Origin of the sequence: Streptomyces sp. NPDC056222 (genome assembly GCF_042264065.1) — a bacterium.
In the GTDB taxonomy this organism is placed as follows: Bacteria; Actinomycetota; Actinomycetes; order Streptomycetales; family Streptomycetaceae; genus Streptomyces.
In genome coordinates this window covers 50,086-72,242 of record NZ_JBHJTL010000028.1, presented here as the reverse complement: position 1 = coordinate 72,242, position 22,157 = coordinate 50,086, and the positions used below count along the sequence as shown (strand labels likewise).

At 71.0% G+C, this 22,157-nt stretch carries 14 protein-coding genes, 1 tRNA gene and 1 pseudogene; 9 read left to right on the top strand and 7 right to left on the bottom strand.

Translation table 11 applies throughout. The features are described from left to right. The first annotated feature begins 29 nt into the window (after positions 1-29). On the top strand, positions 30-1,310 hold the full coding sequence (locus tag ACFC0D_RS16070) for an SGNH/GDSL hydrolase family protein (protein WP_376435455.1): 1,281 nt from the start codon (positions 30-32) through the stop codon (positions 1,308-1,310). Between the two features lie 42 nt (positions 1,311-1,352). Here ACFC0D_RS16070 and mfd read toward each other — a convergent pair whose 3' ends face one another. From mfd to ACFC0D_RS16055, 3 genes are all read right to left on the bottom strand, one after another. Further along, a complete protein-coding gene (mfd, locus tag ACFC0D_RS16065) occupies positions 1,353-4,883 on the bottom strand; it encodes a transcription-repair coupling factor (RefSeq protein ID WP_376435452.1) in 3,531 nt (1,176 codons plus the stop codon). Positions 4,884-5,179: 296 nt separating this feature from the next. After that, positions 5,180-7,753 (bottom strand): ABC transporter permease, encoded by a 2,574-nt coding sequence (locus ACFC0D_RS16060; RefSeq protein WP_376435450.1) that lies wholly within the window; start codon positions 7,751-7,753, stop codon positions 5,180-5,182. Beyond that, complete coding sequence (locus ACFC0D_RS16055) at positions 7,750-8,538, bottom strand: ABC transporter ATP-binding protein (RefSeq protein ID WP_376435447.1); 789 nt, start codon at positions 8,536-8,538, stop codon at positions 7,750-7,752. Before ACFC0D_RS16055 ends, ACFC0D_RS16060 begins: the two co-directional genes overlap by 4 nt. Positions 8,539-8,883: 345 nt before the next feature. Between ACFC0D_RS16055 and ACFC0D_RS16050 the strand changes: the two genes are divergently transcribed. The 3 genes and pseudogenes from ACFC0D_RS16050 to ACFC0D_RS16040 all read left to right on the top strand — a co-directional run bounded on the left by ACFC0D_RS16050 (position 8,884) and on the right by ACFC0D_RS16040 (position 11,571). Beyond that, positions 8,884-10,398: an MFS transporter gene (locus tag ACFC0D_RS16050; RefSeq protein ID WP_376435444.1), complete on the top strand. Its 1,515-nt coding sequence runs from the start codon at positions 8,884-8,886 to the stop codon at positions 10,396-10,398. A gap of 147 nt (positions 10,399-10,545) precedes the next feature. Continuing rightward, positions 10,546-10,806 (top strand): annotated as a pseudogene (locus tag ACFC0D_RS16045) (LamG-like jellyroll fold domain-containing protein); the annotation flags it as partial. Next, the gene (locus ACFC0D_RS16040) at positions 10,801-11,571 is read left to right on the top strand and encodes a LamG-like jellyroll fold domain-containing protein (protein ID WP_376435488.1); all 771 of its coding nucleotides are present in this window, start codon (positions 10,801-10,803) and stop codon (positions 11,569-11,571) included. The pseudogene ACFC0D_RS16045 and the gene ACFC0D_RS16040, both read left to right, overlap by 6 nt. A 46-nt stretch (positions 11,572-11,617) precedes the next feature. On the opposite strand, the gene ACFC0D_RS16035 is transcribed toward ACFC0D_RS16040, so the two are convergent. The 3 genes from ACFC0D_RS16035 to ACFC0D_RS16025 form a co-directional block, all read right to left on the bottom strand. After that, on the bottom strand, positions 11,618-12,526 hold the full coding sequence (locus tag ACFC0D_RS16035) for a cellulose-binding protein (protein WP_376435441.1): 909 nt from the start codon (positions 12,524-12,526) through the stop codon (positions 11,618-11,620). Positions 12,527-12,662: 136 nt separating this feature from the next. Continuing rightward, positions 12,663-15,389: an SUKH-4 family immunity protein gene (locus ACFC0D_RS16030; RefSeq protein WP_376435438.1), complete on the bottom strand. Its 2,727-nt coding sequence runs from the start codon at positions 15,387-15,389 to the stop codon at positions 12,663-12,665. Between the two features lie 7 nt (positions 15,390-15,396). Next, positions 15,397-16,383: an SMI1/KNR4 family protein gene (locus tag ACFC0D_RS16025; protein ID WP_376435435.1), complete on the bottom strand. Its 987-nt coding sequence runs from the start codon at positions 16,381-16,383 to the stop codon at positions 15,397-15,399. Positions 16,384-16,627: 244 nt separating this feature from the next. Here ACFC0D_RS16025 and ACFC0D_RS16020 point away from each other — a divergent pair, with 244 nt between their 5' ends. Then, the gene (locus ACFC0D_RS16020; RefSeq protein WP_376435432.1) at positions 16,628-17,137 is read left to right on the top strand and encodes a YwqJ-related putative deaminase; all 510 of its coding nucleotides are present in this window, start codon (positions 16,628-16,630) and stop codon (positions 17,135-17,137) included. A gap of 10 nt (positions 17,138-17,147) precedes the next feature. After that, positions 17,148-17,639, top strand: coding sequence for an SUKH-3 domain-containing protein (locus ACFC0D_RS16015; RefSeq protein ID WP_376435429.1), 492 nt, complete (start codon positions 17,148-17,150; stop codon positions 17,637-17,639). A 144-nt stretch (positions 17,640-17,783) separates the two neighbouring features. Here the strand turns inward: ACFC0D_RS16015 and ACFC0D_RS16010 are convergent, their stop codons facing one another. Then, on the bottom strand, positions 17,784-19,109 hold the full coding sequence (locus ACFC0D_RS16010) for a sensor histidine kinase (protein WP_376435426.1): 1,326 nt from the start codon (positions 19,107-19,109) through the stop codon (positions 17,784-17,786). A 291-nt stretch (positions 19,110-19,400) separates the two neighbouring features. Between ACFC0D_RS16010 and ACFC0D_RS16005 the strand changes: the two genes are divergently transcribed. From ACFC0D_RS16005 to ACFC0D_RS15995, 3 genes are all read left to right on the top strand, one after another. Next, positions 19,401-19,472 (top strand) — tRNA-Gln (locus ACFC0D_RS16005). 122 nt (positions 19,473-19,594) lie between these two features. Beyond that, positions 19,595-21,040, top strand: a complete 1,446-nt coding sequence (glmU, locus tag ACFC0D_RS16000; protein ID WP_376435423.1) for a bifunctional UDP-N-acetylglucosamine diphosphorylase/glucosamine-1-phosphate N-acetyltransferase GlmU — start codon at positions 19,595-19,597, stop codon at positions 21,038-21,040. Between the two features lie 121 nt (positions 21,041-21,161). Continuing rightward, a complete protein-coding gene (locus ACFC0D_RS15995; RefSeq protein ID WP_260230078.1) occupies positions 21,162-22,136 on the top strand; it encodes a ribose-phosphate diphosphokinase in 975 nt (324 codons plus the stop codon). The last annotated feature ends 21 nt before the right edge of the window (positions 22,137-22,157 follow it).

Below are 22,157 nucleotides of genomic sequence, written 5' to 3'. Positions count from 1 at the left end.
GCGGAGTCGCGCTCCACTTGGTCACGTACATGACTACGAAGACCACGAAGACCTTCACCACGTCCGTACGCCTCACGACCGTCGTCGCCTTAAGTGCCGCCGTCCTCACCGCCGTTCCGCTCGGCGGCGCCGTCGCGGCCGAGCACCGGCACGACGGCTCCTGGCGCGGCGCCTGGGCCACCTCGCCGCACGCCCCGACCGCCCCCTTCGGCCCCAACTGGTCCCAGCAGGGCTTCTCGAACCACACGGTCCGCCAGGTCGTCCGCGTCACCACCGGCGGCACCAAGGCCCGTATCGAGCTGTCCAACCGCTACGGCACGACCCCGCTGCGGATCACCGGTGCGACCGTGGCCCGCACGGACAAGGGCGCCTCGGTGAAGGCCGGTTCGGTCCGGCAGCTGTCCTTCGGCAAGGGCCGCTCGGTGACGATTCCCGCCGGCGGGACGGCGTACAGCGACGGCGTGCCGTTCACCGTGAAGGCGCTGGAGTCGGTGACGGTCACCCTCTACCTGGCCGCGCCCACCGGACCGGCCACCTTCCACCACTTCGCCTCCGCCACCAGCTACCGCGCGGACGGCGACCACCGCTCGGACCGCGACGGGACCGCGTTCAAGGAGAGCAGCGAGTCCTGGTACTACCTCTCCGGCGTCGAGGTGAGCGGCGGCGCTCCCGCCCGCCGGGACGGCATCGTGACGTTCGGCGACTCCATCACCGACGGCGTCGGCTCGGGCCCGGGCGTGAACAACCGCTACCCCGACGAGCTGGCCGAGCGCTTCGCCGCCGCGGGCAAGCCACGGAGCGTCCTCAACCACGGGATCGGCGGCAACCAGGTCACCAACGACACGACCTGGGCGGGCGAGAAGGGCATCGAGCGGTTCAAGAAGGACGTCCTGACCGAGCCGAACGTGCGCACGGTCATCGTTCTCGAAGGCATCAACGACATCGGCGGCAGCAGCCCGGCCTTCCCCGGAGGCCCCACACCCGAGGTGTCGGTCGAGCAGCTCATCGAGGGCCACCGCTCCCTGATCCGCCAGGCCCACGCCCGGGGCATCAAGGTCGTCGGCGCGACGCTGACCCCGATCAAGGGCTCGTTCTACGACACCCCGGCCAACGAGGCCAAGCGGGACGCGGTCAACGACTGGATCCGCACCTCGGGCGCGTACGACTCGGTGGTCGACTTCGACCGAGCCGTCGCCGACCCGTCCGACCCGGACCGGATGCTCCCCGCCTTCGACTCGGGCGACCACCTGCACCCGGGCGACGCCGGCTACAGGGCGATGGCCGAGGCGCTCGACCTCGACGCGCTGTAGGAACCGGGTCCGGGGCCGGCCGGCCCCGGACCCACCCACGCTCTACGACCCCAGGATCGTGGTCAGGAACTCGCCCGTCCACGCCAGCAGTTCGCGCCCCACCACCGGCTTCCCGCCGATCTTCCCGCTCGTCGGGCGCGGCACCAGGATCTGGTGGACGGCCGGCTTGATGACCGTGCGCGGGTAGAGACGCTTGAGCCGCAGCTCCTGCGACTCGCGCAACTCCACCGGCGCGAAGCGGATGTTCGGGCCCTGGAGCACGATCTCGCCGACCCCGCACGCGCGGGCCAGCATCCGCAGGCCGGCGACCAGGAGCAGGTTCTCCACCGGCTCGGGCAGCTTGCCGTAGCGGTCGGTGAGCTCCTCCCGCACCGCCTTGACGTCCTCCTCCGTGTTGGCGGAGGCGATCGCGCGGTACGCCTGGAGGCGGAGCCGCTCGCCCGGCGCGTAGTCGTGCGGGACGTGCGCGTCGACCGGAAGCTCGATCTTGACCTCCAGCGGCGGCTCCTCCTCGACACCGCCCTCCAGGGAGGCCCGGTAGTCGGCGACCGCCTCGCCCACCATCCGTACGTACAGGTCGAAGCCGACGCCCGCGATGTGACCGGACTGCTCGCCGCCGAGCAGATTGCCCGCGCCGCGGATCTCCAGGTCCTTCATCGCCACGTACATGCCCGCGCCCATCTCGGTGTGCTGGGCGATCGTCGCGAGCCGCTCGTGCGCGGTCTCGGTCAGCGGCTTCTCCGGCGGGTACAGGAAGTACGCGTAACCCCGCTCGCGCCCACGGCCCACACGGCCGCGCAGCTGGTGCAGCTGCGACAACCCGAAGTTGTCGCCGCGCTCGACGATGAGCGTGTTGGCGTTGGAGATGTCGATGCCGGACTCGACGATCGTCGTGGAGACCAGCACGTCGAACTTCTTCTCCCAGAAGTCGACCACGACCTGCTCCAGGGCCGACTCCGACATCTGGCCGTGCGCGGTCGCGATCCGCGCCTCCGGGACGATCTCCCGCAGCCGCGCCGCCGCCCGGTCGATCGACTCGACCCGGTTGTGGATGTAGAAGACCTGGCCCTCGCGCAGCAGTTCACGGCGGATGGCCGCGCCGATCTGCTTCTCCTCGTACGGGCCGACGAAGGTGAGGACCGGGTGCCGCTCCTCCGGCGGGGTGGTGATCGTCGACATCTCGCGGATGCCGGTGACCGCCATTTCGAGCGTACGGGGGATGGGGGTGGCGGACATCGTCAGGACGTCGACGTTGGCACGGAGCTTCTTCAGCTGCTCCTTGTGCTCGACGCCGAAGCGCTGCTCCTCGTCGACGATGACCAGGCCGAGGTCCTTGAACTTGGTCTCGGAGGAGAAGAGGCGGTGGGTGCCGATGACGATGTCGACGGAACCGTCCTTCAGGCCCTCCATCGTCGCCTTCGACTCGGTGTCCGTCTGGAAGCGGGAGAGCGCGCGGGTGATGACGGGGAACTGCGAGTACCGCTCCGAGAACGTGCCGAAGTGCTGCTGGACGAGGAGCGTGGTGGGGACCAGGACCGCGACCTGCTTGCCGTCCTGGACCGCCTTGAAGGCCGCTCGCACGGCGATCTCGGTCTTGCCGTAGCCGACGTCGCCGCAGATCAGGCGGTCCATCGGGACCGTCTTCTCCATGTCCTCCTTCACCTCGGCGATGGTGGACAGCTGGTCGGGCGTCTCCACGTACGGGAAGGCGTCCTCCAGCTCCCGCTGCCAGGGGGTGTCGGGGCCGAAGGCGTGGCCGGGGGCCGCCATCCGCGCCGAGTAGAGCTTGATCAGGTCGGCGGCGATCTCCTTGACGGCCTTCTTCGCGCGCGCCTTGGTCTTCGTCCAGTCCGCGCCGCCGAGCCGGTGCAGGGTGGGGGCCTCGCCGCCGACGTACTTGGTGACCTGCTCCAGCTGGTCGGTGGGGATGTAGAGGCGGTCGCCGGGCTGACCGCGCTTGGCCGGCGCGTACTCGACGAGGAGGTACTCGCGGGTGGCGCCCTGCACCGTCCGCTGGACCATCTCGATGTACCGGCCGACGCCGTGCTGCTCGTGCACGATGTAGTCGCCGACCTCCAGGGTCAGCGGGTCGATCGTCTTGCGCCGCTTGGCCGGCATCCGCTGGCCGTCCTTGCCGGCCGCCTTCTGGCCGGACAGGTCGGTCTCGGTGAGCACGGCCAGCCTGAGCGCCGGGTCGACGAAGCCGAAGTCGATCGAGCCGGTCGCCACATGGACGACGGACGGGGTGACCTCGGCCAGGTCGGCGTCGAGGCGGGCCGCGATGCCCTCTCCGCCGAGGACCTCGACCGTGCGGGTCGCCGGACCGTGCGCCTCGGTGACGTAGACCGTGCGCCAGCCGTCGGCCAGCCAGCCCTTGGTGTCGGCGAGCGCCCGGGCGGTGTCGCCGCGGTACGTCTCCGGGGCGTGCATGCCCAGCTTCACCGTGTCGGCGTCCAGCGTCTCGTCGGCCGCGAACGGGGAGACCGACCACCACATCATGTCGAGCTCGCGCGCCCGGTCCCGTACGTCCGCGATCCCCCAGAGGGAGGCAGCGCCGACGTCGATCGGGGCCTCACCGCCACCGGCGGTCGCCGCCCACGACGCCTGGAGGAACTCCTGCGAGGTCGCGACGAGGTCGGCGGCCCGGGTACGGACCCGCTCGGGGTCGCACACGACGGCCATCGAGCCCTTGGGCAGGACGTCGAGCAGCAGCTCCATGTCGTCGACCAGGACGGGGGCGAGGGATTCCATGCCCTCGACCGCGATCCCCTCGGCGATCTTGCCGAGCAGCTCGCCCAGCTCCGGGTGCTCCTCCGCGAGGGCGGCGGCGCGCCGCTTCACCTCGTCGGTGAGGAGCAGCTCACGGCAGGGCGGGGCCCACAGGCCGTGCTCGGCGACCTCCAGGGAGCGCTGGTCGGCGACCTTGAAGTAACGGATCTCCTCGACGTCGTCGCCCCAGAACTCGATCCGGAGCGGGTGCTCCTCGGTCGGCGGGAAGACGTCCAGGATGCCGCCGCGCACGGCGAACTCGCCGCGCTTCTCGACCAGCTCGACCCGGGAGTACGCGGCGGCGGCCAGGCCCTCCACGATCTCGTTCAGATCCGCCGTCTGCCCGGTGCGCAGGGCCACCGGCTCCAGGTCGCCGAGGCCCTTGACCTGCGGCTGGAGCACGGAGCGTACGGGCGCGACGACGACGGAGACCGGGCCGGCGGACGGGTCGTCGGCAGACGGGTGGGCGAGACGGCGCAGCACGGCGAGGCGCCGTCCGACGGTGTCGGAACGGGGCGAGAGCCGCTCGTGCGGCAGCGTCTCCCAGGAGGGGTAGTCGACGACCGTGTCCGGGTCCAGGAGGCTGCGCAGGGCTGCCGCCAGGTCCTCGGCCTCCCGGCCGGTCGCGGTGACGGCGAGCACGGTCCGGCCCGCCTCACGGGCGAGCGCGGCCACCGCGAAGGGGCGCGCGGCCGGGGGGCCGACCAGATCCACGTGCATACGGTTGCCGTCGGCGGCGGCCTTCACCGCCTCGGCGAGGGCCGCGTCCTTGACGACGAGGTCGAGCAGACCGTGCAGGCTCATGGACTTCCATCCCGGTGGGTTTACGACAGCGGGCAACGCGAACAGCCCGACACGTCTCACGGGCCGGGGGTCCCGGCGCGACGGCCGGGTGGGACCAGCCTACGACGTGGCTCCGTCACTCGCGCGAAGGATTGCTGTCACCGGGGGCGAGCACACGGAAGGAGGGCCGGTCGCCCGGCCCTCCTTGCCGTTTCCCACCGGATCGGTGGGACCGGGCCGGCGCTGACGCGTACGGCCCCGGTGACCGTCACCGGGCCGTACGAGCCCATGGGGGCACCCCCGTGGCCCCCTCGGGACTACTCGGTCGCGATCGCGTTCAGGACGTTCATCCGGCCCGCGCGGAACGCCGGGACCAGCGCCGCGAACAGGCCCACGAACGCCGAGCCCACGAAGACCGTCAGGATCGTCGGCCACGGGATCTCCAGGACCCCGAGACCCTCCAGGGCCAGCAGCTTCTGGGCCGCCGTGCCCCAGCCCATGCCCAGGGCGAGGCCGAGCAGGGCGCCGAAGAGGGCGATGACCACCGACTCCAGGCGGATCATGCGGCGCAGCTGGCGGCGCGAGAGGCCGATGGCCCGCATCAGGCCGATCTCCCGGGTCCGCTCGACCACCGACAGGGCGAGTGTGTTCACCACACCGAGCACGGCGACGATGATCGCGAGGGCGAGCAGGCCGTACACGATGTTGAGCAGCTGGCCGACCTGGTCCTTCAGGTCCTGCTTGTAGTCGGCCTGGTTCTGCACCTTGTACTGCGGGTAGGCGGCGAGCGAGTCCTTGAGGGCCGCGTACGCCTCCTTCTCCTTGCCGTCCTCGGCCGTCGCGAACATGATCATGCTCTTCGGCCGCTTGTCGGCGGCCAGATACTGCGCCGCGGTGGTGATGTTGGTGTACATCACGCCCTTGTCGACGTTGTTCTCGTCCGAGGTGATCGCCGCGACCTTCAGCTTCGCGCTGTCGCCGCCCTTGAAGGCGACGGTCAGCTCGTCGCCGACCTTCACGCCGTGTTCGGTGGCGTAGTCGCTGCCCACGGACATCGCGTTCGTGCCGTACGCGGCCGACAGCTCACCGGCGGTCGTGTCGCGCCGCAAATCCTTCGCATAGGTCGGTTCGGCGGCGACCAGGCCCTTCTCCACGGGCTTGCCCCGCGGGTCGGTGATCGTCGCCTCGACCCAGGTGTACTCGGTGACGTGGCTCAGGCCGGGCGTCTTCTCCACGGCGGCCTGGGCCTGCGGCATGACCGGCTGTCCGTTGCTGGACTGGATGATGAAGTCCGCGCCGACCGAGCGGTCCAGCTCCTCGGTGGCCGAGGCGACCATCGACGAGCCGACCACCGACAGGCAGGCGACGAGGGCGAGCCCGATCATCAAGGCAGCGCCGGTGGCACCCGTACGGCGCGGGTTGCGCAGCGCGTTGCGCTCGGCCATCCGCCCGACCGGGCCGAAGACCCGCAGGACGATCGTGCCGAGGACCCGGACGACGCCGCCCGCGAGGAGCGGTCCGACGACGATGAAGCCGATGAGGGAGAGGACGATGCCGAGGCCGAGCCAGAGGGAGCCGGCGGAGGCCTTCTCCGCCTGGGTGGCGGCCCACAGCGCGGCGGCGCCGCCCAGCGTGAGGAGCAGGCCGAGCCCGCCCCGCACCATGCCGGCCTTGCCGTCGGCCGGGGTGCCCGCGTCGCGCAGGGCGGCCATCGGGGAGACCTTGCCGGCCCGCCGTGCCGGGATGTACGCGGCGAGGACGGTGACGACGATGCCGAGGAGGAGACCGACGGCGGGCGTCGTCCACTTCACGGTCAGGTCCTCGGTGGACAGCTCCATGCCCATGGAGGACATGAGCTCCATCAGGCCGATGGCGAGTCCGACACCGGCCGCGACGCCGGCGATCGAGCCCACGACACCGAGGAGGACAGCCTCGACGAGGACCGAGCGGTTGACCTGCTTGCGGCTGGAGCCGATGGCCCGCATGAGGCCGATCTCGCGGGTGCGCTGGGCGACCAGCATGGAGAAGGTGTTGACGATGAGGAAGATGCCCACGAGGAAGGCGATTCCGGCGAAGCCGAGCATCGCGTACTTCATGACGTCGAGGAAGCCCGCGACGTCCTCGCGGCCCGCGTCGGCGACCTCGGCCGCCGTCTGGAGCGTGTAGCCGCCGCCGACCGCGGCGGCGATGTTGCTCTTCAGCTTCTCGTCGCTGACCCCGGGCACGGCGTCGGCCGTGATCTGGGTGAACAGACCTTCCTTGCCGAGGAGTTCACGCTGCGCGGTGGCGGTGTCGAAGTAGACGACGGTGGCACCGGGGTTGGTGACCTTGAACTCGACGATGCCGGAGATCTTCGCCTTGAAGTCGCCGGTGACGGCGATCGTGCGCAGCTCGTCGCCGATCTTCAGCTTGTGCTTCTCGGCGGTGCCGGCGTCGACCATCACCTCGGTGGGGCCGCGCGGCTCATGGCCGGAGGCGACATCCACCGAACGCAGCTCGTTGGAGCTCCAGTTGACGGCGATCGTCGGGGCGCCGCTGGTGGGTCCGACATTGTTGTTACGGGAGTCGACGACGGTCACGCTCAGGGAGATGACCGAGCCCTGGGCGGCCTTGACGCCCTCGGCCTTGCCGACCCGCTCCACGAGGGAGGCGGGAAGGGTCTCGGGGCGGCCGGTCTGCGGGGTCTCGTCGTCGACCGCCGCGTCCTTCGGGCTGAGCGTGACGTCGGAGGCGGTCGAGGAGAAGAGCTTGTCGAAGGTGGTGTTCATGGTGTCCGTGAACACCAGCGTGCCGCTCACGAACGCCACGGACAGCAGGACGGCGACGGCGGAGAGCGCCATGCGGCCCTTGTGCGCGAAGAAATTGCGCAGCGAGGTCTTGAGCACGGTCATGACGTCCGCCCGCGCGCGTCGAAGTCCTTCATGCGGTCGAGTACGGCGTCGGCGGTGGGCCGGTACATCTCGTCGACGATCCGGCCGTCCGCGAGGTACAGCACGCGGTCGGCGTGGCTGGCGGCGACGGGGTCGTGGGTGACCATCACGATGGTCTGGCCCAGCTCGTCCACCGACTGCCGCAGGAAGCCCAGCACCTCCGCCCCGGCCCGGGAGTCGAGGTTTCCGGTCGGCTCGTCACCGAAGATGATCTCGGGGCGCGCGGCAAGTGCGCGGGCCACCGCGACACGCTGCTGCTGGCCGCCGGAGAGCTGGTTGGGCCGGTGCTTGAGGCGGTCGGCGAGACCGACCGTGGACACGACGCGGTCGAGCCACTGCTGGTCCGCGCGGCGGCCGGCGATGTCCATCGGCAGCGTGATGTTCTCGAGCGCGTTGAGGGTCGGCAGCAGGTTGAACGCCTGGAAGATGAAGCCGATCCGGTCCCGCCGCAGCTGCGTGAGCTTCTTGTCCTTCAGGCCGGTGATCTGCGTGTCGTCGAGGAAGATCTCGCCGCTGGTGACGGTGTCGAGGCCGGCGAGGCAGTGCATCAGGGTCGACTTGCCGGAGCCCGAGGGGCCCATGATCGCGGTGAACTGCCCGCGGGCGATGTCCACATCGACGTGGTCGAGCGCGACGACCCGCGTCTCGCCCGCACCGTACGCCTTGACGACCTGCCGCGCCCGCGCGGCCACGGCCGTATTGCCTCCAGTGTCCCCGCGCTTGGGGATGGTCACAGCCGAAGTCACGGTATGTCTCCTATAACTGAGTATGCGCAGGTACGCGTAGGTCAGGTGGGGCTTGGTTCCGAGTCTGCGGGGAGCCGGGGCTGCTGGTCACTGGTGCTCGTCGCACTCTTCGCCCTGGGGTTATCCGTAAGACCAAGTTAAAGACGGACAGGGCACTCCCTCGTCCTCCGTCGGGACGAACAGGCCCTGCCCTCTATGGGGGAGAGGCCCCTAGGGGTTCTCCACCCGTGGATCGAGTGAGAGGCTGAGCCGAACAGATTAGATGTACGACCCATTCAGGTCGGCGTCGACGGATGCCGACGGGTGCGGCGGTGGACGAGTCAGAGGTGGAGAGGGGATTCCGGCGTGAGCAGAACGACGACGCGGCAGGTCACGCCATCGGCCACCACGCCACGCGGACGCGGCCCCGTCGTCGCGGCGCTCATGCTGGTGATGGGCCTGACCGCGCTCGACGGCACAGTGGTCTCGACCGCCGTGCCGCAGATCGTCGGCGACCTCGGCGGCCTCTCGGTCTTCTCCTGGCTCTTCTCCGGCTATCTGCTCGCCGTGACGGTGACGCTGCCGGTGTACGGCAAGCTCTGCGACACCTTCGGCCGCAAGCCGGTCCTCGTCGCCGGAACCGTCCTCTTCCTCATCGGCTCCCTGCTGTGCGCATCGGCCTGGAACATGGGCTCGCTCATCGCGTTCCGGGTCGTCCAGGGCCTGGGCGGCGGCGCGCTCCAGGGCACGATCCAGACGATCGCCGCCGACCTGTACCCGCTGAAGGAACGCCCGAAGATCCAGGCGAAGCTCTCCTCCGTCTGGGCCACCGCCTCGGTCGCGGGACCGGCGGCGGGCGGACTCCTCGCGGGGTACGGGGACTGGCGCTGGATCTTCCTGCTGAACCTGCCGGTGGGCCTGCTGGCGCTGTGGCTGGTCGGACGATTCCTGGTGGAGCCGGATCGGGCGCCGGACAGGACACCCCGGAAGGTCTCCGTCGACTGGGCCGGGGCCCTCGCCGTCTTCGCGACCGGAACCCTCCTCCTCACCGCGCTCGTCCAGGGCGGCGTCGCCTGGCCCTGGCTGTCCGCCCCCTCCCTCGGCCTCTTCGGGGGCGCCCTCGCCCTCGCCGGGGTGACCGTCCTCGTGGAACGCCGGGCCGCCGAACCGATCATCCCCGGCTGGATCTGGCGCCGCCGCACGATCGCCGCGGTCAACCTGGCCCTCGGCGCGCTCGGCCTGGTGATGGTCGCCCCGACCGTCTTCCTGCCCACCTACGCCCAGGCCGTCCTCGGCCTCGGCTCCACGGCCGCCGGCTTCGTCCTCTCCGCCATGACCCTCAGCTGGCCGGTCACCGCCGCCCTGTCCAACCGGGTCTACAACCGCATCGGCTTCCGCCTCACCGCGATCGTCGGCATCACCCTCGCACTCCTCGTCCTGCTCGCCTTCCCCTTCCTCCCCTTCCCCGGGGAACCGTGGCAGCCGGCCCTGCTCATGCTGCTGCTCGGCGGCGCACTCGGCTTCTTCCAGCTCCCGCTGATCGTCGGCGTCCAGTCGACCGTCCCGTACGAGGAGCGCGGTACGACCACCGCGTCCGTCCTCTTCTGCCGCCAGGTCGGCCAGAGCGTGGGCGCGGCCCTGTTCGGAGCGATCGCCAACGGCGTCCTGGCCGCCCGCCTCGGCGCCGGCCAGGACCTGGACAGCCTCGCGTCCACGCTCTCCCACGCGGACGACACGCTGCGCCGCGCGATCGACGCGGCCGTCGACTACGTGTACCTGGGCGCGGCGGGGGCGGCGGCACTGGCCCTGGTGGTCCTCCTGGTCCTGGCCCCGCGCCGCTTCCCGATCCTGAGGGAGGAGGAGCGGGCCGGCGAGGGGTGAGCGGGAAGGAGAAGTACGCAGGTCGCGTCCGGTGCGAAAACCCCTACGCCGGTCTCTGCGGCCCCTGTTAGCCTCCAGCGGCCCGTGTGATCCACGGGCCTCACGTGCACAGGGGAGGGACACAGTCGGGACTCCGGCGCCACCTGGTCGTTCACCGTCGGCGCCGCACGGGTGACCGGCGGCGCTCCGGAGACCGGCGAGTGGGCCCACCTGCTGGGTCTCTACGACACCGAGACCGGCCGCGCCAAGCTCTACGTCAACGGCCACGAGGTCGGCAACGCGGTCCAGGCCGCACCGGCGGAGGCGACCGGCGCCTTCCAGATCGGCCGCGTCCGGGACGGATCCCGGTACCACGCCCGCTGGCACGGCGACCTCGGTGACATCCAGGCGTACGACCGCGTCGTGGTACCGGACGAGGTGACCCGGCTCGCGTACCGGAAGCCGCAGCTGCTCGGCCACTGGTCGCTGGAGACGGCGACGGACGGTGTCAGCCCCGAGCAGAAGGGCGGCGCTCCGCTGCGACTCGGCCCCGGGGCCACGATCCACCGCGGCCCGGACGACTCCTGCATCCCCGACCTCGACCCCGACTGCCCGGTCGTGCCGTACCCGCTGGTCGGAGACGGGAACCTGAAGCTGGACGGCGAGAGCGGACACGCCACTCCGGACGGGCCCGCCGTGGACACTTCGGACAGCTTCACGATCGGCGTGGTCGTCCGCCTGGCGGACGACGAGCCGAACCGTCCGATGACCGTGCTGTCCCAGGCCGGCGAGCACACCGACGCGTTCAAGCTGCGGTACGAGCCGACGACGCACGCCTGGCAGCTGGTCGTTCCGGAGAAGGACGAGGCGGGCGCGCCCGAGAAGGTGGTGGCGCAGGTCGCGGGCTACCACGGCGCCAACAGCGATCGCTACGAACTGGCCGTGGTCTACGACGACGCGACCGACAAGATCAAGCTCTACATGAACGGGTACACCAACGCGGCGGCGACCGCGGACCTCCCCAACGGCTGGCACAGCAACGGCCCGCTCCAGGTGGGGCGTTCCCGGACCGCCGACGGCTGGGGCGAGTACCTGCACGGCGACCTCGACGAGATCCAGGCGTACGCCGGCGCCCTGCGGGACAAGGACATCAACGGCCTGGGCGGGACCACCGATCCCTGCCTGTGCGGCTGACCCACAGCCCGCTCTCCCCGGCAGCCCGCCCCGCCGATCGACATGATCACGGGGCGGGCGGCTCGGGCTCCTCGGCCTCCGGCGTCTCGTCCTTCGGCTGGGCCGTGCGGCCCGTAAGGGCCGCGAGGGAGGTGCGGATGTGGTCCACGTGGGTGTGGATCTCCTCACTGGCCTCCGTGTGCTCGCCCAGCACCCGCTCCGTCGCCCGCTCGATCCGCTCCCGGTGCGACCGCGCCTCGACCAGCAGCTCCTCCGCCCGGGCCGCCGCGTCCTCCTGGCCGTGCCGGGCCTGCTCCTCCGTCGCCGCGAGGGCGCGTCGGGCCTCCGCGAGGCGGGTCTCCGCGGCGGTGAGGAGTTCCTCGTGCCGGGCGTCCAGTTCGGCCGCCCGAGCCGTCGCGGCCCGCTCGGCCTCCTCCCGTACCGCCGTCTGCTCCTCCCACTGGGCCGCCACCAGTGCCGCCGCCCCGCGGGCCGCCTCCTCCAACGCCTCCCGGGCCTCGGCGCGCTGCCCCTCCGCCGCGCGAAGAGCCGCCGCCAGCGTGCTCTCGGCCTCCTCGCCCGCCGCGTCGAGCGTCGCCGTGGCCACGGCCTCCGCCTCCGCCCGTACCCGCTCCGCGTACGCCCGCGCCGCCTCCTCCACGGACCGCGCCGCCTCCTCCGCCTCCGCCACGAAGGCCTGCGCTTCCGACTCGGCGGCCCGCACCAGGCTCTCTTCCTCCGCCTCGGCGAGCTCGAGCAACTGCCCCGCCCGTTCACCCAGCGACTCGTACCTCTGCGGAACCAGCGCGGCGACCTCCGTACGCAGCCGGTCCGCCTCCTCCCCCATCTCCCTCGCGAGGACGGTCAGCCGGGCCGCCCGCTCCCAGGCGGCGTCGCGTTCGTCGGAGAGCTCGGCGAGACGGTGGTCGACCTGCTTCGGGCGGTAGCCACGACCACGACCGACGGCGAAACTCATCTCTGACGCCCCTTCCGTAATGTCCGCAATGACTCACATGCCAGGATGCGTCATCGGGCACGACAAAAGGCGCCCGACGTGTCGTACACGTCGGGCGCCTTCGGTCACGAACGGCGTCATGCCTGCCGGAGCCGTACTAGAGCAGTCCGTCCCACATCTGTTCCAGGAGCACCGACCACCAGTTCTCCGGCGACGCCAGCGCCGCCGGGTCCAGCATCGCCAGCTGCGCCTGGAAGTCGACCGTCCAGCGGCCCGCCTGCTCGGGATTGAGCCCGAACCGCAGTCGCCACATCCGGCCGAGCAGCGCCATGGACCGGGTGAACTCCGGCAGCCCGCTGTTCACGAACTGCGGCGGCACCGGCTGCCCGCCAGGACCGGCCTCGACCGGTACGGCGACGATGTGCGCGGTCCCGTACTGGACGCAGATCGCCCGCCCGAAGTCCGAGCCGATCACGAGGTACGAGCCCGCGTCGGACGCCGGCTGAACCTGCCGCTGCGCGGCGAGCTCCGCCAGCGTCGGCACCACCGGCTGGGCCGGCTGGGCCCAGAAGAACGGCCCGAAGTCGGCCGGCAGACCCGCCCATACGAGGGTCAGCGCCACGACCTCCGGCACACCCTGCCGGGACACGGCCCGCTGGTCGAAGCGGCAGATGCCGGGTCCGAAGGCACCGGCCAGCTCCTGCGCCACACCGTCGGGAGGGATCGGCGGGGCCGGCTGCACCTGCGGCAGCGGGGCACGGATCGGCGCCGGACGCGCCGGACCGTCCGCGACCTGATGCAACTCACCCTGGTGAGTGAGGAGCTGCCGCATCCCCTGCTGACGCCCCGCGTGATCCTTGCCGTACGGAGCGATGTTGGTGATCCGCGCCTGCGGCCACGTCTCCCGGATCATCCGGGCGCAGTAGCCGCCCGGCAGCTCACAGGACTCCAACTCCGTGTGCAGCTCCAGCACCTGCTGCGGCGGCACGTTCATGGCGCGCAGCTCGTGCAGGATCTGCCACTCGGGGTGCGGGGTGCCGGGGGCGGACCGCCGGATGATCTGGGCCTCGGAACCGTCGGGCGCGCGGTAACGCAGCACGGCCTGGTAGCCGGGGCCGACGGTCGGCTGACCGGCGGGCTGCTGCGGGTACCCGTACGCCGGGGGCGGGGTGCCCGGCGCGGACGGCGGCGGCACCGGCGGTCCCGGCGGAACACCGGGACCGGGCTGCGCCAGCATCGTCGCCGCGTGGTGCACACCACCGGGCGGGGTCCCCGGAGCACCCGGAGCACCCGGAGCACCGGGAGCGCCAGGAGCACCGGGAGCACCGGGAGGTCCGGGCGGGGCGACGAGACCGCCGGGCCCGGGGTGCGCCAGCATCGTCGCGGCGTGCGCGACACCGGCACCGTCGGACCCACCGGGAGCACCCGGAGGCGCGGGCGGGGGCGGCGGCGCGCCGGGGCCACCCTGGTTCGGGTGCGCCAGCATGGTCGCGGCGTGCGCGACACCTGCACCGTCGGACCCACCGGGAGCACCGGGAGGCGCGGGCGGGGGCGGCGCACCGGGCCCACCCTGACTCGGGTGCGCCAGCATCGTCGCGGCCTGGTGCACGGGCTGCGGAGGCGTGGGAGGCCCGGGAGGCTGAGGCCCGTCCGGCCCGAGCTGCGCCACGAGCTGCGTCGGTACGTATCCCCCCGCGGGCACACCGGGAACCCCCGGCGCCTGCGGCGGCGGAGGCGGATTCCCCCCACTCCCCCGCGAACCCCGCGGGGGCAGCGCGGCCTTGCTGGTCGCGGCATCCGCGATGTCCCCGGCCGTGGGCGACGGAACACGCACACCAGGAGCGGGCGTACCGCCGGGCACACCAGGAGCACCGGGGGCCGGAGGCACACCGGGAGCGCCGGGAGCCGGAGGCGCATCCGGGCCACCGGCGGCCGCCGGAGTGCCGGGAGCACCGGGCGGCGTCGGTCCACCGATCGAGCCCGGAGCCCCCGGGGCGCCGGGGGCCGAAGGCGTACCGGAACCGCCGGAGGACGCCGGACCGGCCGACGCGCCGGGACCGCCGAGCGGACCCGCACCCGCCGGCGGCGGAGCGTTCCGGTCCAGGGCCGGGGTGGCGATCGCCGTCGGCGGGAGCGCACTGCCGCCCGACATCAAGGCCGTCGGGGCGTCCGCGCCCACCACCGGAGGCGGCGTGTCGTCGTCGTCCGCGCCCGAGAGCGGCGGGGCGAAGACCGTGGCCGGCAGCGGCACCGAACCCTCCGCACCGCCCGAGCTCGCGTTCGCGTCCACCCACGGGCTGCTCGCCGGCACCCCGTCCGAGGCCGTCGGCTCGTAGTCGACCGGAAGGCCCACCGAAGCACCCTCCGAAGCCGATGCCGGCGTAGGCGCAGGCGTAGGCGAAGGCGCAGGCACCGAAGCCGGCGCCACCGCGCCCGTCGTCTCCGCGGCCGACGAACTCCCGCCCGCCTGCGAAGCGTTCGGACCCTTCGGCGGAGCGGACGGCAGGCCGAGCTTGTCCGCCGCGTCCTGCAGCCACTCGGGCGGGCTCAGCAGGAACGACGTCGCATTCAGATCGATCCGCTCCGGGGGAGCAGGCGCCGCAGCACCCGCGTCGGCACCCTCCGACGCCCCGTACTCCTCCTCGTACCGCCGGATCACCTCACCCACCGGCAGCCCGGGCCACAGCGTCGCATCGCCGCTGTCCCGCGCGATGACCAGCCGCTGCCGGCCACCGTCCGAGGTCGGACCCTCCTCGCGGTCCTCCGCCCACACGACGAAGCCCAGCTCGAACTCCCGTACCCGCACCTCGCGTTGCTGGTACGCCGGCACATCACCGTTGATCCATTCCTCGGCGCGCTCCTGCGCCTGCGCGAACGTCACCACAGCCAGCTCACTCCCCCACCGGGACCACGGGCACGGCGCGCGCGAAGCCGCCGTCCACCATCAGGTTCGCCACCGTCTCCAGCTCCGGCGGATTACCGGCCAGCCGCTGCAGAAACGCGTCGAAATCCTCGCCGCACGGCAGCAGCAACCGCTCCACGCGCTCGTTCACATTCCAGCCGTCCTGATCCCGCGCGTCGTCGTACGCGCAGAACCACACCGACCCGATCCCCTCGCCCTTCACCTTCAGCGCGAGAATCCCGCCCTGCACGAAAGCGACACCCAAGTAGTCCTTCGTCAGGTGATCGCGCAAGCACTTGTTGACGTAGACGAGGTCATTGACCCCCGCCTCCTCACGCACCGTGAAGAACGGCTGATCCACCAGCAGACCGAGCTCCGCGTCGAGCGCCGCGCCGACCGGCGCGCAACCGCCCGCCGCCTTCAGGAACGCGCGGTACGCGCCCGGCAGCCGGTAACCCAGGTCCTCCTCCACACCGAGCAATTGCTGCTCGGTCACCGACACCAGACCCTTCGGCAGCCCGAAGTGCGCCGGGCGCGTCTCCTGCAACGGACGCGTACCCCGCTTGTCATGGTCGACAGCAGCCGTCGCCACCCCGCCGTGGTGACGCAACAACGCCTTCACCTCGACCGGTACGAGCTCCATCCGTCGACCGCCCGCCACGTGGTGCCAGGTCCAGCCGTGCGGAGTCGCCACCGCGGGGATCGTGCCCCACAGCTCATGCCCGGTCGCGGCCAGCGCCGCGTTCGCCGACACGTAGTCCGTCAACCGCAGCTCGTCGACACCGAAGCCCTCAGGGGGATCGGCGATCTCCGCCGCCGCCCGGGCATACGGCGAAAAGTCCGGATAGCCCTGCTCATCCACCCGAACCCCTCTCGGGTGCCGGGAAGCACGGACCGGGTCCGGGAAGTGCACGACCTGCCCGGCGTAAGCCGCGTTCGGTGGCGCGGCGTGCTGCCCGAGCCGACCTGTCGTCATGGCGGTTGCCCCCTGCGCTGGCTGCTGGCTGATTCCGCACAGCCTATGCGCTGCCACAACCCCACGACCCGGCCCGATACGGCCACCACCACAGTCCGTGACCAAGTGTCACGACCGGATGACGCATCGGCGATAGTTCCGACACGCCGACACCCCGTTTGTGTACCCCGCTTCCACATGAGGCGTCCCATTTGGCAGTCTGTTCCCGCAACTCGGGGGATTGCAGGAGGGGAAGACACGCACCATGCACGCAGCACAAACGCCCACTCAGGGTGACCCACGCCTCAACTGGAGCAGCGCCGAGCCCACCCGCGCCCCGTTACTGCGCTTCCGCCGCGACGGCATCCTCCCCACCGTCGGCGCCGCACTCTCCGTACGTGGCGAAACCCTCACCTGCACCGCGGGCCGCGGCGACCAGCCGCCCCGCCTTCACGCACTCGTCCAGGACTTCCTCGACACCCTCACCAGCGGACAGCGCGAACGCTTCACCGGCCGCTGCCCCGAAGCGATCCTGCTCTCCCGCCACCTCACCGCCACCGAGACCGGCCGCTCCAAGCGCGCCCAGCGCAAACCCCTCACCCACGGCGAAGCCCGCCGCTCGCTCAAACACGCCAAACTGACCGCGCGCCGCATCCGCGAGGACGGCGACCCGCTGCACGGCAGCTACGCCGCCCCCTGCCGCTCCTGCACGGCGATGCTCGCCCACTTCGGGGTACGCCCCGTCGACCCCACCTCGACTGTCGAGAACGGCTGACCGCACCTCCATGCCCGACCACCTGAGCACCACCCGGTTCCCGGTCAACGTCGACGCCGCCCTCCGCGAAGCGGGATGGCAACCCGGCCGCTGGGACATCAAACTCGCCGAACAATGGGCCGACACCCTGCGCGCCCATGTCTCCCCGGGCGGCCACCGGCACAGCGTCTTCCCGGCGTCCGTCGAGGCATGGGCGGAATTCGGCGGCCTGCGCGTCACCGCACCCGGCAGCGGCCGCCAGATCGCCCCGGCGACCGTACGCTTCGACCCGCTCGCCGGCCTCCACCTGGCCCGCACCCTCGCGGACCTCGGACGCGCCCTCGACACCGAGATCGCCCCCCTCGGCGAGGAGGGCGAGCACCAGGCGGTGCTCGCGATCGACCAGGAGGGCCGGGTGTTCAGCCTGGACCACACAGGAGACTGGTTCCTGGGCCAGGACATCGACGCGGCCCTGTCGACACTGATCACGGGAACGCAGCCGACGCGGCTGGTCACGGGCTGAGGCCGGGGCCGGGGCCGGGGTCGGGGTCGGCGGATCGGACATTGGATATCGGACATTGGATCCGATATCCAGATGCAATCCATGCCCCCCCGCGCGGATCCGACGCCCCGGACCGACATCCGGGATCCGACATCAGGGATCCGACTAGGCCGCCGACTCCCCCACCGGCAGCACCGCCGACACCCGGAAGCCACCCGCGTCCGTCGGACCCGAGACGAACACACCACCCAGCCGGCTCACACGCTCCCGCATGCCGACCAGACCATTACCACCACTCGGGAGATGAGCATCGGTCGCCGCCGCGTCCGACGGACCGTTCTCGACCTGCATCGCGACCTCGGCGTCCCGGTGCGCGAGCCGAACCACGACCTTGGCACCGGCCGCATGCTTGTGGACATTGGTCAGCGCCTCCTGGACCACCCGGTACGCAGTCCGCTCGACCTCCGCCGCATACGCCCGCACCTCACCGAGCACCATCAGCTCCACGACCGCACCGGCCAACCGCGACTGCTCGACCAGATCCTCCAGAGCATCCAGGCACGGCCCGTCCTCCGAAGCCGCCTCAGCGGCAGCCGCAGCCGCCCGACCGACCGCGGCCAGCGGCACCGGAGAAGCCACGACCGGAGCCACGTCCTCCCGCAGAACACCCAACATCTCGCGCAACTCCGTCAACGCCTGCCGGCCCATGTCACCGACCAGCGCCGCGTTCTTCACCGCCTTCTGCGGATCCTTCAACGCCACCGCCTGCAACGCCGCCGCATGCACCACCATCAGCGACACCCGATGGGCCACCACGTCGTGCATCTCCCGCGCGATCCGGGTCCGCTCCTCCTGCCGCGCCCACTGAGCCCGCTGCTCCGCCCGATCGGCAAGCAGCGACAGCTCCTGCTCCAGACTGTCGGCCCGCTCCCGCAAGCTCTCCATGAGCCGCCGCCGGGCGCCTATGTAGAGGCCGAACAGAACCGGAGGCGCGTTGAGACCCAACGTCATGAAGACCGCGACGGTCGGGACGTACCAGCCACTGGGATCGAAGTCCGGCTGACCGACATCCGCCTGCGCGACGTCCTGGCGCACCCGCACCACGGTCACGACGAACACGGCGAGCGTCGACATACCGGCGAGAGCGGCCGTGATCCGCCGGGGCACCTCGGAGGCGGCGAGCGAATAGAGCCCGACGATCCCCATCAGATAGCCCATCTCGGCCGGCGTGACGGCGATCGAGACCAGAACCACGGCGATCGGCCACCGACGCCGCACGAGCAGCGCGGAACCGACGATCAGCCCGAACAACACCCCCACGGGCACGGGCAGCCCCGCCTTGTCGGCAAAGCCGACCCCCTCCAGCCCGCACTCCAGCGCGGACACCACGGCCAGCCCGACATCGAGCACCGCACTACGCCGTCTCCCCCACCACCACCAGCCCCGGGCGGCCATGGCCGCCGCGTCCTGATGCGCCCCCGTTGTGGTCATGCCCTCCAGCGTACGGGCGAGCGCGAGTCATTTTCCGGAGACAGCCGGACGCGGGAGCGCCGCACGTCAACGGCGCGCACACACCAGCCCCTCGAACTAATGAATCGCCCACACATTCGACTCCGGACGTCTGCATTCCGGACGACAGCGACCGAGGCGTGCAGCGGATGCCTGGTCGTCTACGCGACCAAGAGCGCAGAGCTCCACCGTCGCATCGAGGGGGCTTGGTACGGCATAGTGTTGGGTGCCGGTCCGACGACATGACCGAATGTCCGGTTTAGTCGGATATAATCCCCTGTGGTGTAATTGGCAGCACTGAGGCTTTTGGTGCCTTATGTCCGGGTTCGAGTCCTGGCGGGGGAGCAACAACACACAAGGCATGTGTTCGGGTCCTGACCTCCACGGTCGGGACCCGCACTCATTTCCGCCTCGAAACCCCCCGGTATCCTGCGGTTGTCCACCACCCGAAGCCGAAGGGCATTCCCGTGAGCGCCAACCGCCCGGCCGCCGTCGTCGTCCTCGCAGCGGGTGAGGGCACCCGCATGAAGTCGAAGACCCCCAAGGTCCTGCACGAAATCGCCGGACGTTCCCTCGTCGGACACGTCGTGTCCGCCGCGCGGGAGCTGGAGCCCGAGCACCTCGTCGTGGTCGTCGGGCACGCCCGTGAGCAGGTCACCGCGCATCTCGACACGCACTACGCCGGGACTCGTACCGCCGTGCAGTACGAGCAGAACGGCACCGGTCACGCCGTCCGCATGGGTCTCGAGGAGCTGGGTCAGGCCCCCGAGGGGACCGTCGTCGTCGTGTGCGGCGACACTCCGCTGCTGTCCGGGGAGACCCTGAAGGCGCTCGCCGGCACCCACGCCGCCGACGGCAACGCCGTCACCGTGCTGACCGCCGAGGTGCCGGACTCCACCGGCTACGGGCGCATCGTCCGGGACGCCTCCGGCGCCGTCACCGCGATCGTCGAGCACAAGGACGCCTCCGAGGAGCAGCGCGCGATCAAGGAGATCAACTCCGGCGTGTTCGCCTTCGACGGCCGGCTGCTCGCCGACGCTCTGGGCAAGGTCCGGACGGACAACAGCCAGGGCGAGGAGTACCTCACGGATGTGCTGTCGATCCTGCGTGAGGCGGGTCACCGGGTCGGCGCTTCGGTGGCCGGTGATCACCGCGAGATCCTCGGTATCAACAACCGTGTGCAGCTCGCCGAGGCCCGTGCCCTGCTGAACGCACGTCTGCTGGAGCGGGCGATGACGGCCGGTGTCACGGTGGTCGACCCGTCGTCGGTTCTCGTCGACGTGATGGTGACGTTCGAGCCGGACTCCGTCATCCACCCCGGTACGCAGCTGCTCGGTGCGACGCACATCGGCGAGGACGCCGAGGTCGGCCCGAACTCGCGTCTGAAGGACACGACGGTCGGCAAGGGCGCTCGGGTGGACAACACGGTCGCCGATTCCGCCGTGATCGGCGAGAGCGCCTCCGTGGGCCCGTACGCGTATCTCCGTCCGGGGACGAACCTGGGCGTGAGGGCCAAGGCGGGTACGTACGTGGAGATGAAGAACGCGAAGATCGGTGAGGGCACGAAGGTCCCCCATCTGTCGTACGTGGGTGACGCGACGATCGGTGAGTACACGAACATCGGCGCGGCGAGTGTCTTCGTGAACTACGACGGCGAGGCGAAGCACCACACGACGGTGGGGTCGCACTGCAAGACGGGTTCGGACAACATGTTTGTGGCGCCTGTCACCATCGGGGACGGTGCTTACACCGCCGCGGGGTCGGTGATCACGAAGGATGTGCCGTCCGGTGCGCTGGCCGTGGCCCGGGGCCAGCAGCGGAATATCGAGGGTTGGGTGGCTCGGAAGCGGCCCGGCAGCGCTGCCGCGCAGGCCGCTCAGGCCGCCACGGAGGAGTCCGCCGGCGAAAGCTGACCGGAAACGGGTACGTCGAACTCGGCGTACCGTGATACGTGCACATAAATTCGGCTGGCTCGCACACGCGCACGGGAGCGCGGGAGTCGCGGCCAGAAGACACGTCTGAGGAGACAGTGCTGTGACCGGGATCAAGACGACCGGCGAGAAGAAGCTGATGCTCTTCTCCGGCCGCGCCCACCCCGAGCTGGCCGAGGAGGTCGCACACCAGCTGGGTGTCGGTCTCGTGCCGACCAAGGCTTTCGACTTCGCGAACGGTGAGATCTACGTCCGTTTCCAGGAGTCGGCTCGTGGCGCGGACTGCTTCCTGATCCAGAGCCACACGGCTCCGATCAATAAGTGGATCATGGAGCAGTTGATCATGATCGATGCTCTGAAGCGGGCTTCCGCTCGGAGCATCACCGTGATCATCCCGTCGTACGGCTATGCCCGTCAGGACAAGAAGCACCGTGGTCGTGAGCCGATTTCGGCGCGTCTGGTCGCGGATCTGCTGAAGACGTCGGGTGCGGACCGCATTCTCACGGTCGACCTGCACACGGACCAGATCCAGGGCTTCTTCGACGGTCCGGTGGACCATCTGTCGGCTCTCCCGGTCCTTGCGGACTACGTGGGCAACAAGGTGGACCGGTCGAAGCTGACGATCGTGTCCCCGGACGCGGGCCGTGTGCGTGTGGCCGACCGCTGGTGCGACCGTCTGGACGCGCCGCTGGCGATCGTGCACAAGCGTCGTGACAAGGACGTCGCCAACCAGGTGACGGTCCACGAGGTCGTCGGTGACGTGAAGGGCCGGGTCTGTGTCCTGGTCGACGACATGGTGGACACCGGTGGCACGATCTGTGCCGCTGCCGACGCGCTGTTCGCGCACGGCGCGGAGGACGTCATCGTGACGGCGACGCACGGCATCCTGTCGGGGCCGGCCGCGGACCGTCTGAAGAACTCGAAGGTGAGCGAGTTCGTGTTCACGGACACGCTGCCGGTGCCGAGCTCGCTGGAGCTCGACAAGATCACGGTTCTGTCGATCGCTCCGACGATCGCGCGTGCCGTGCGCGAGGTGTTCGAGGACGGTTCGGTGACGAGCCTCTTCGAGGAGCACTGAGCGGTCCCCAGGAATCTCTGA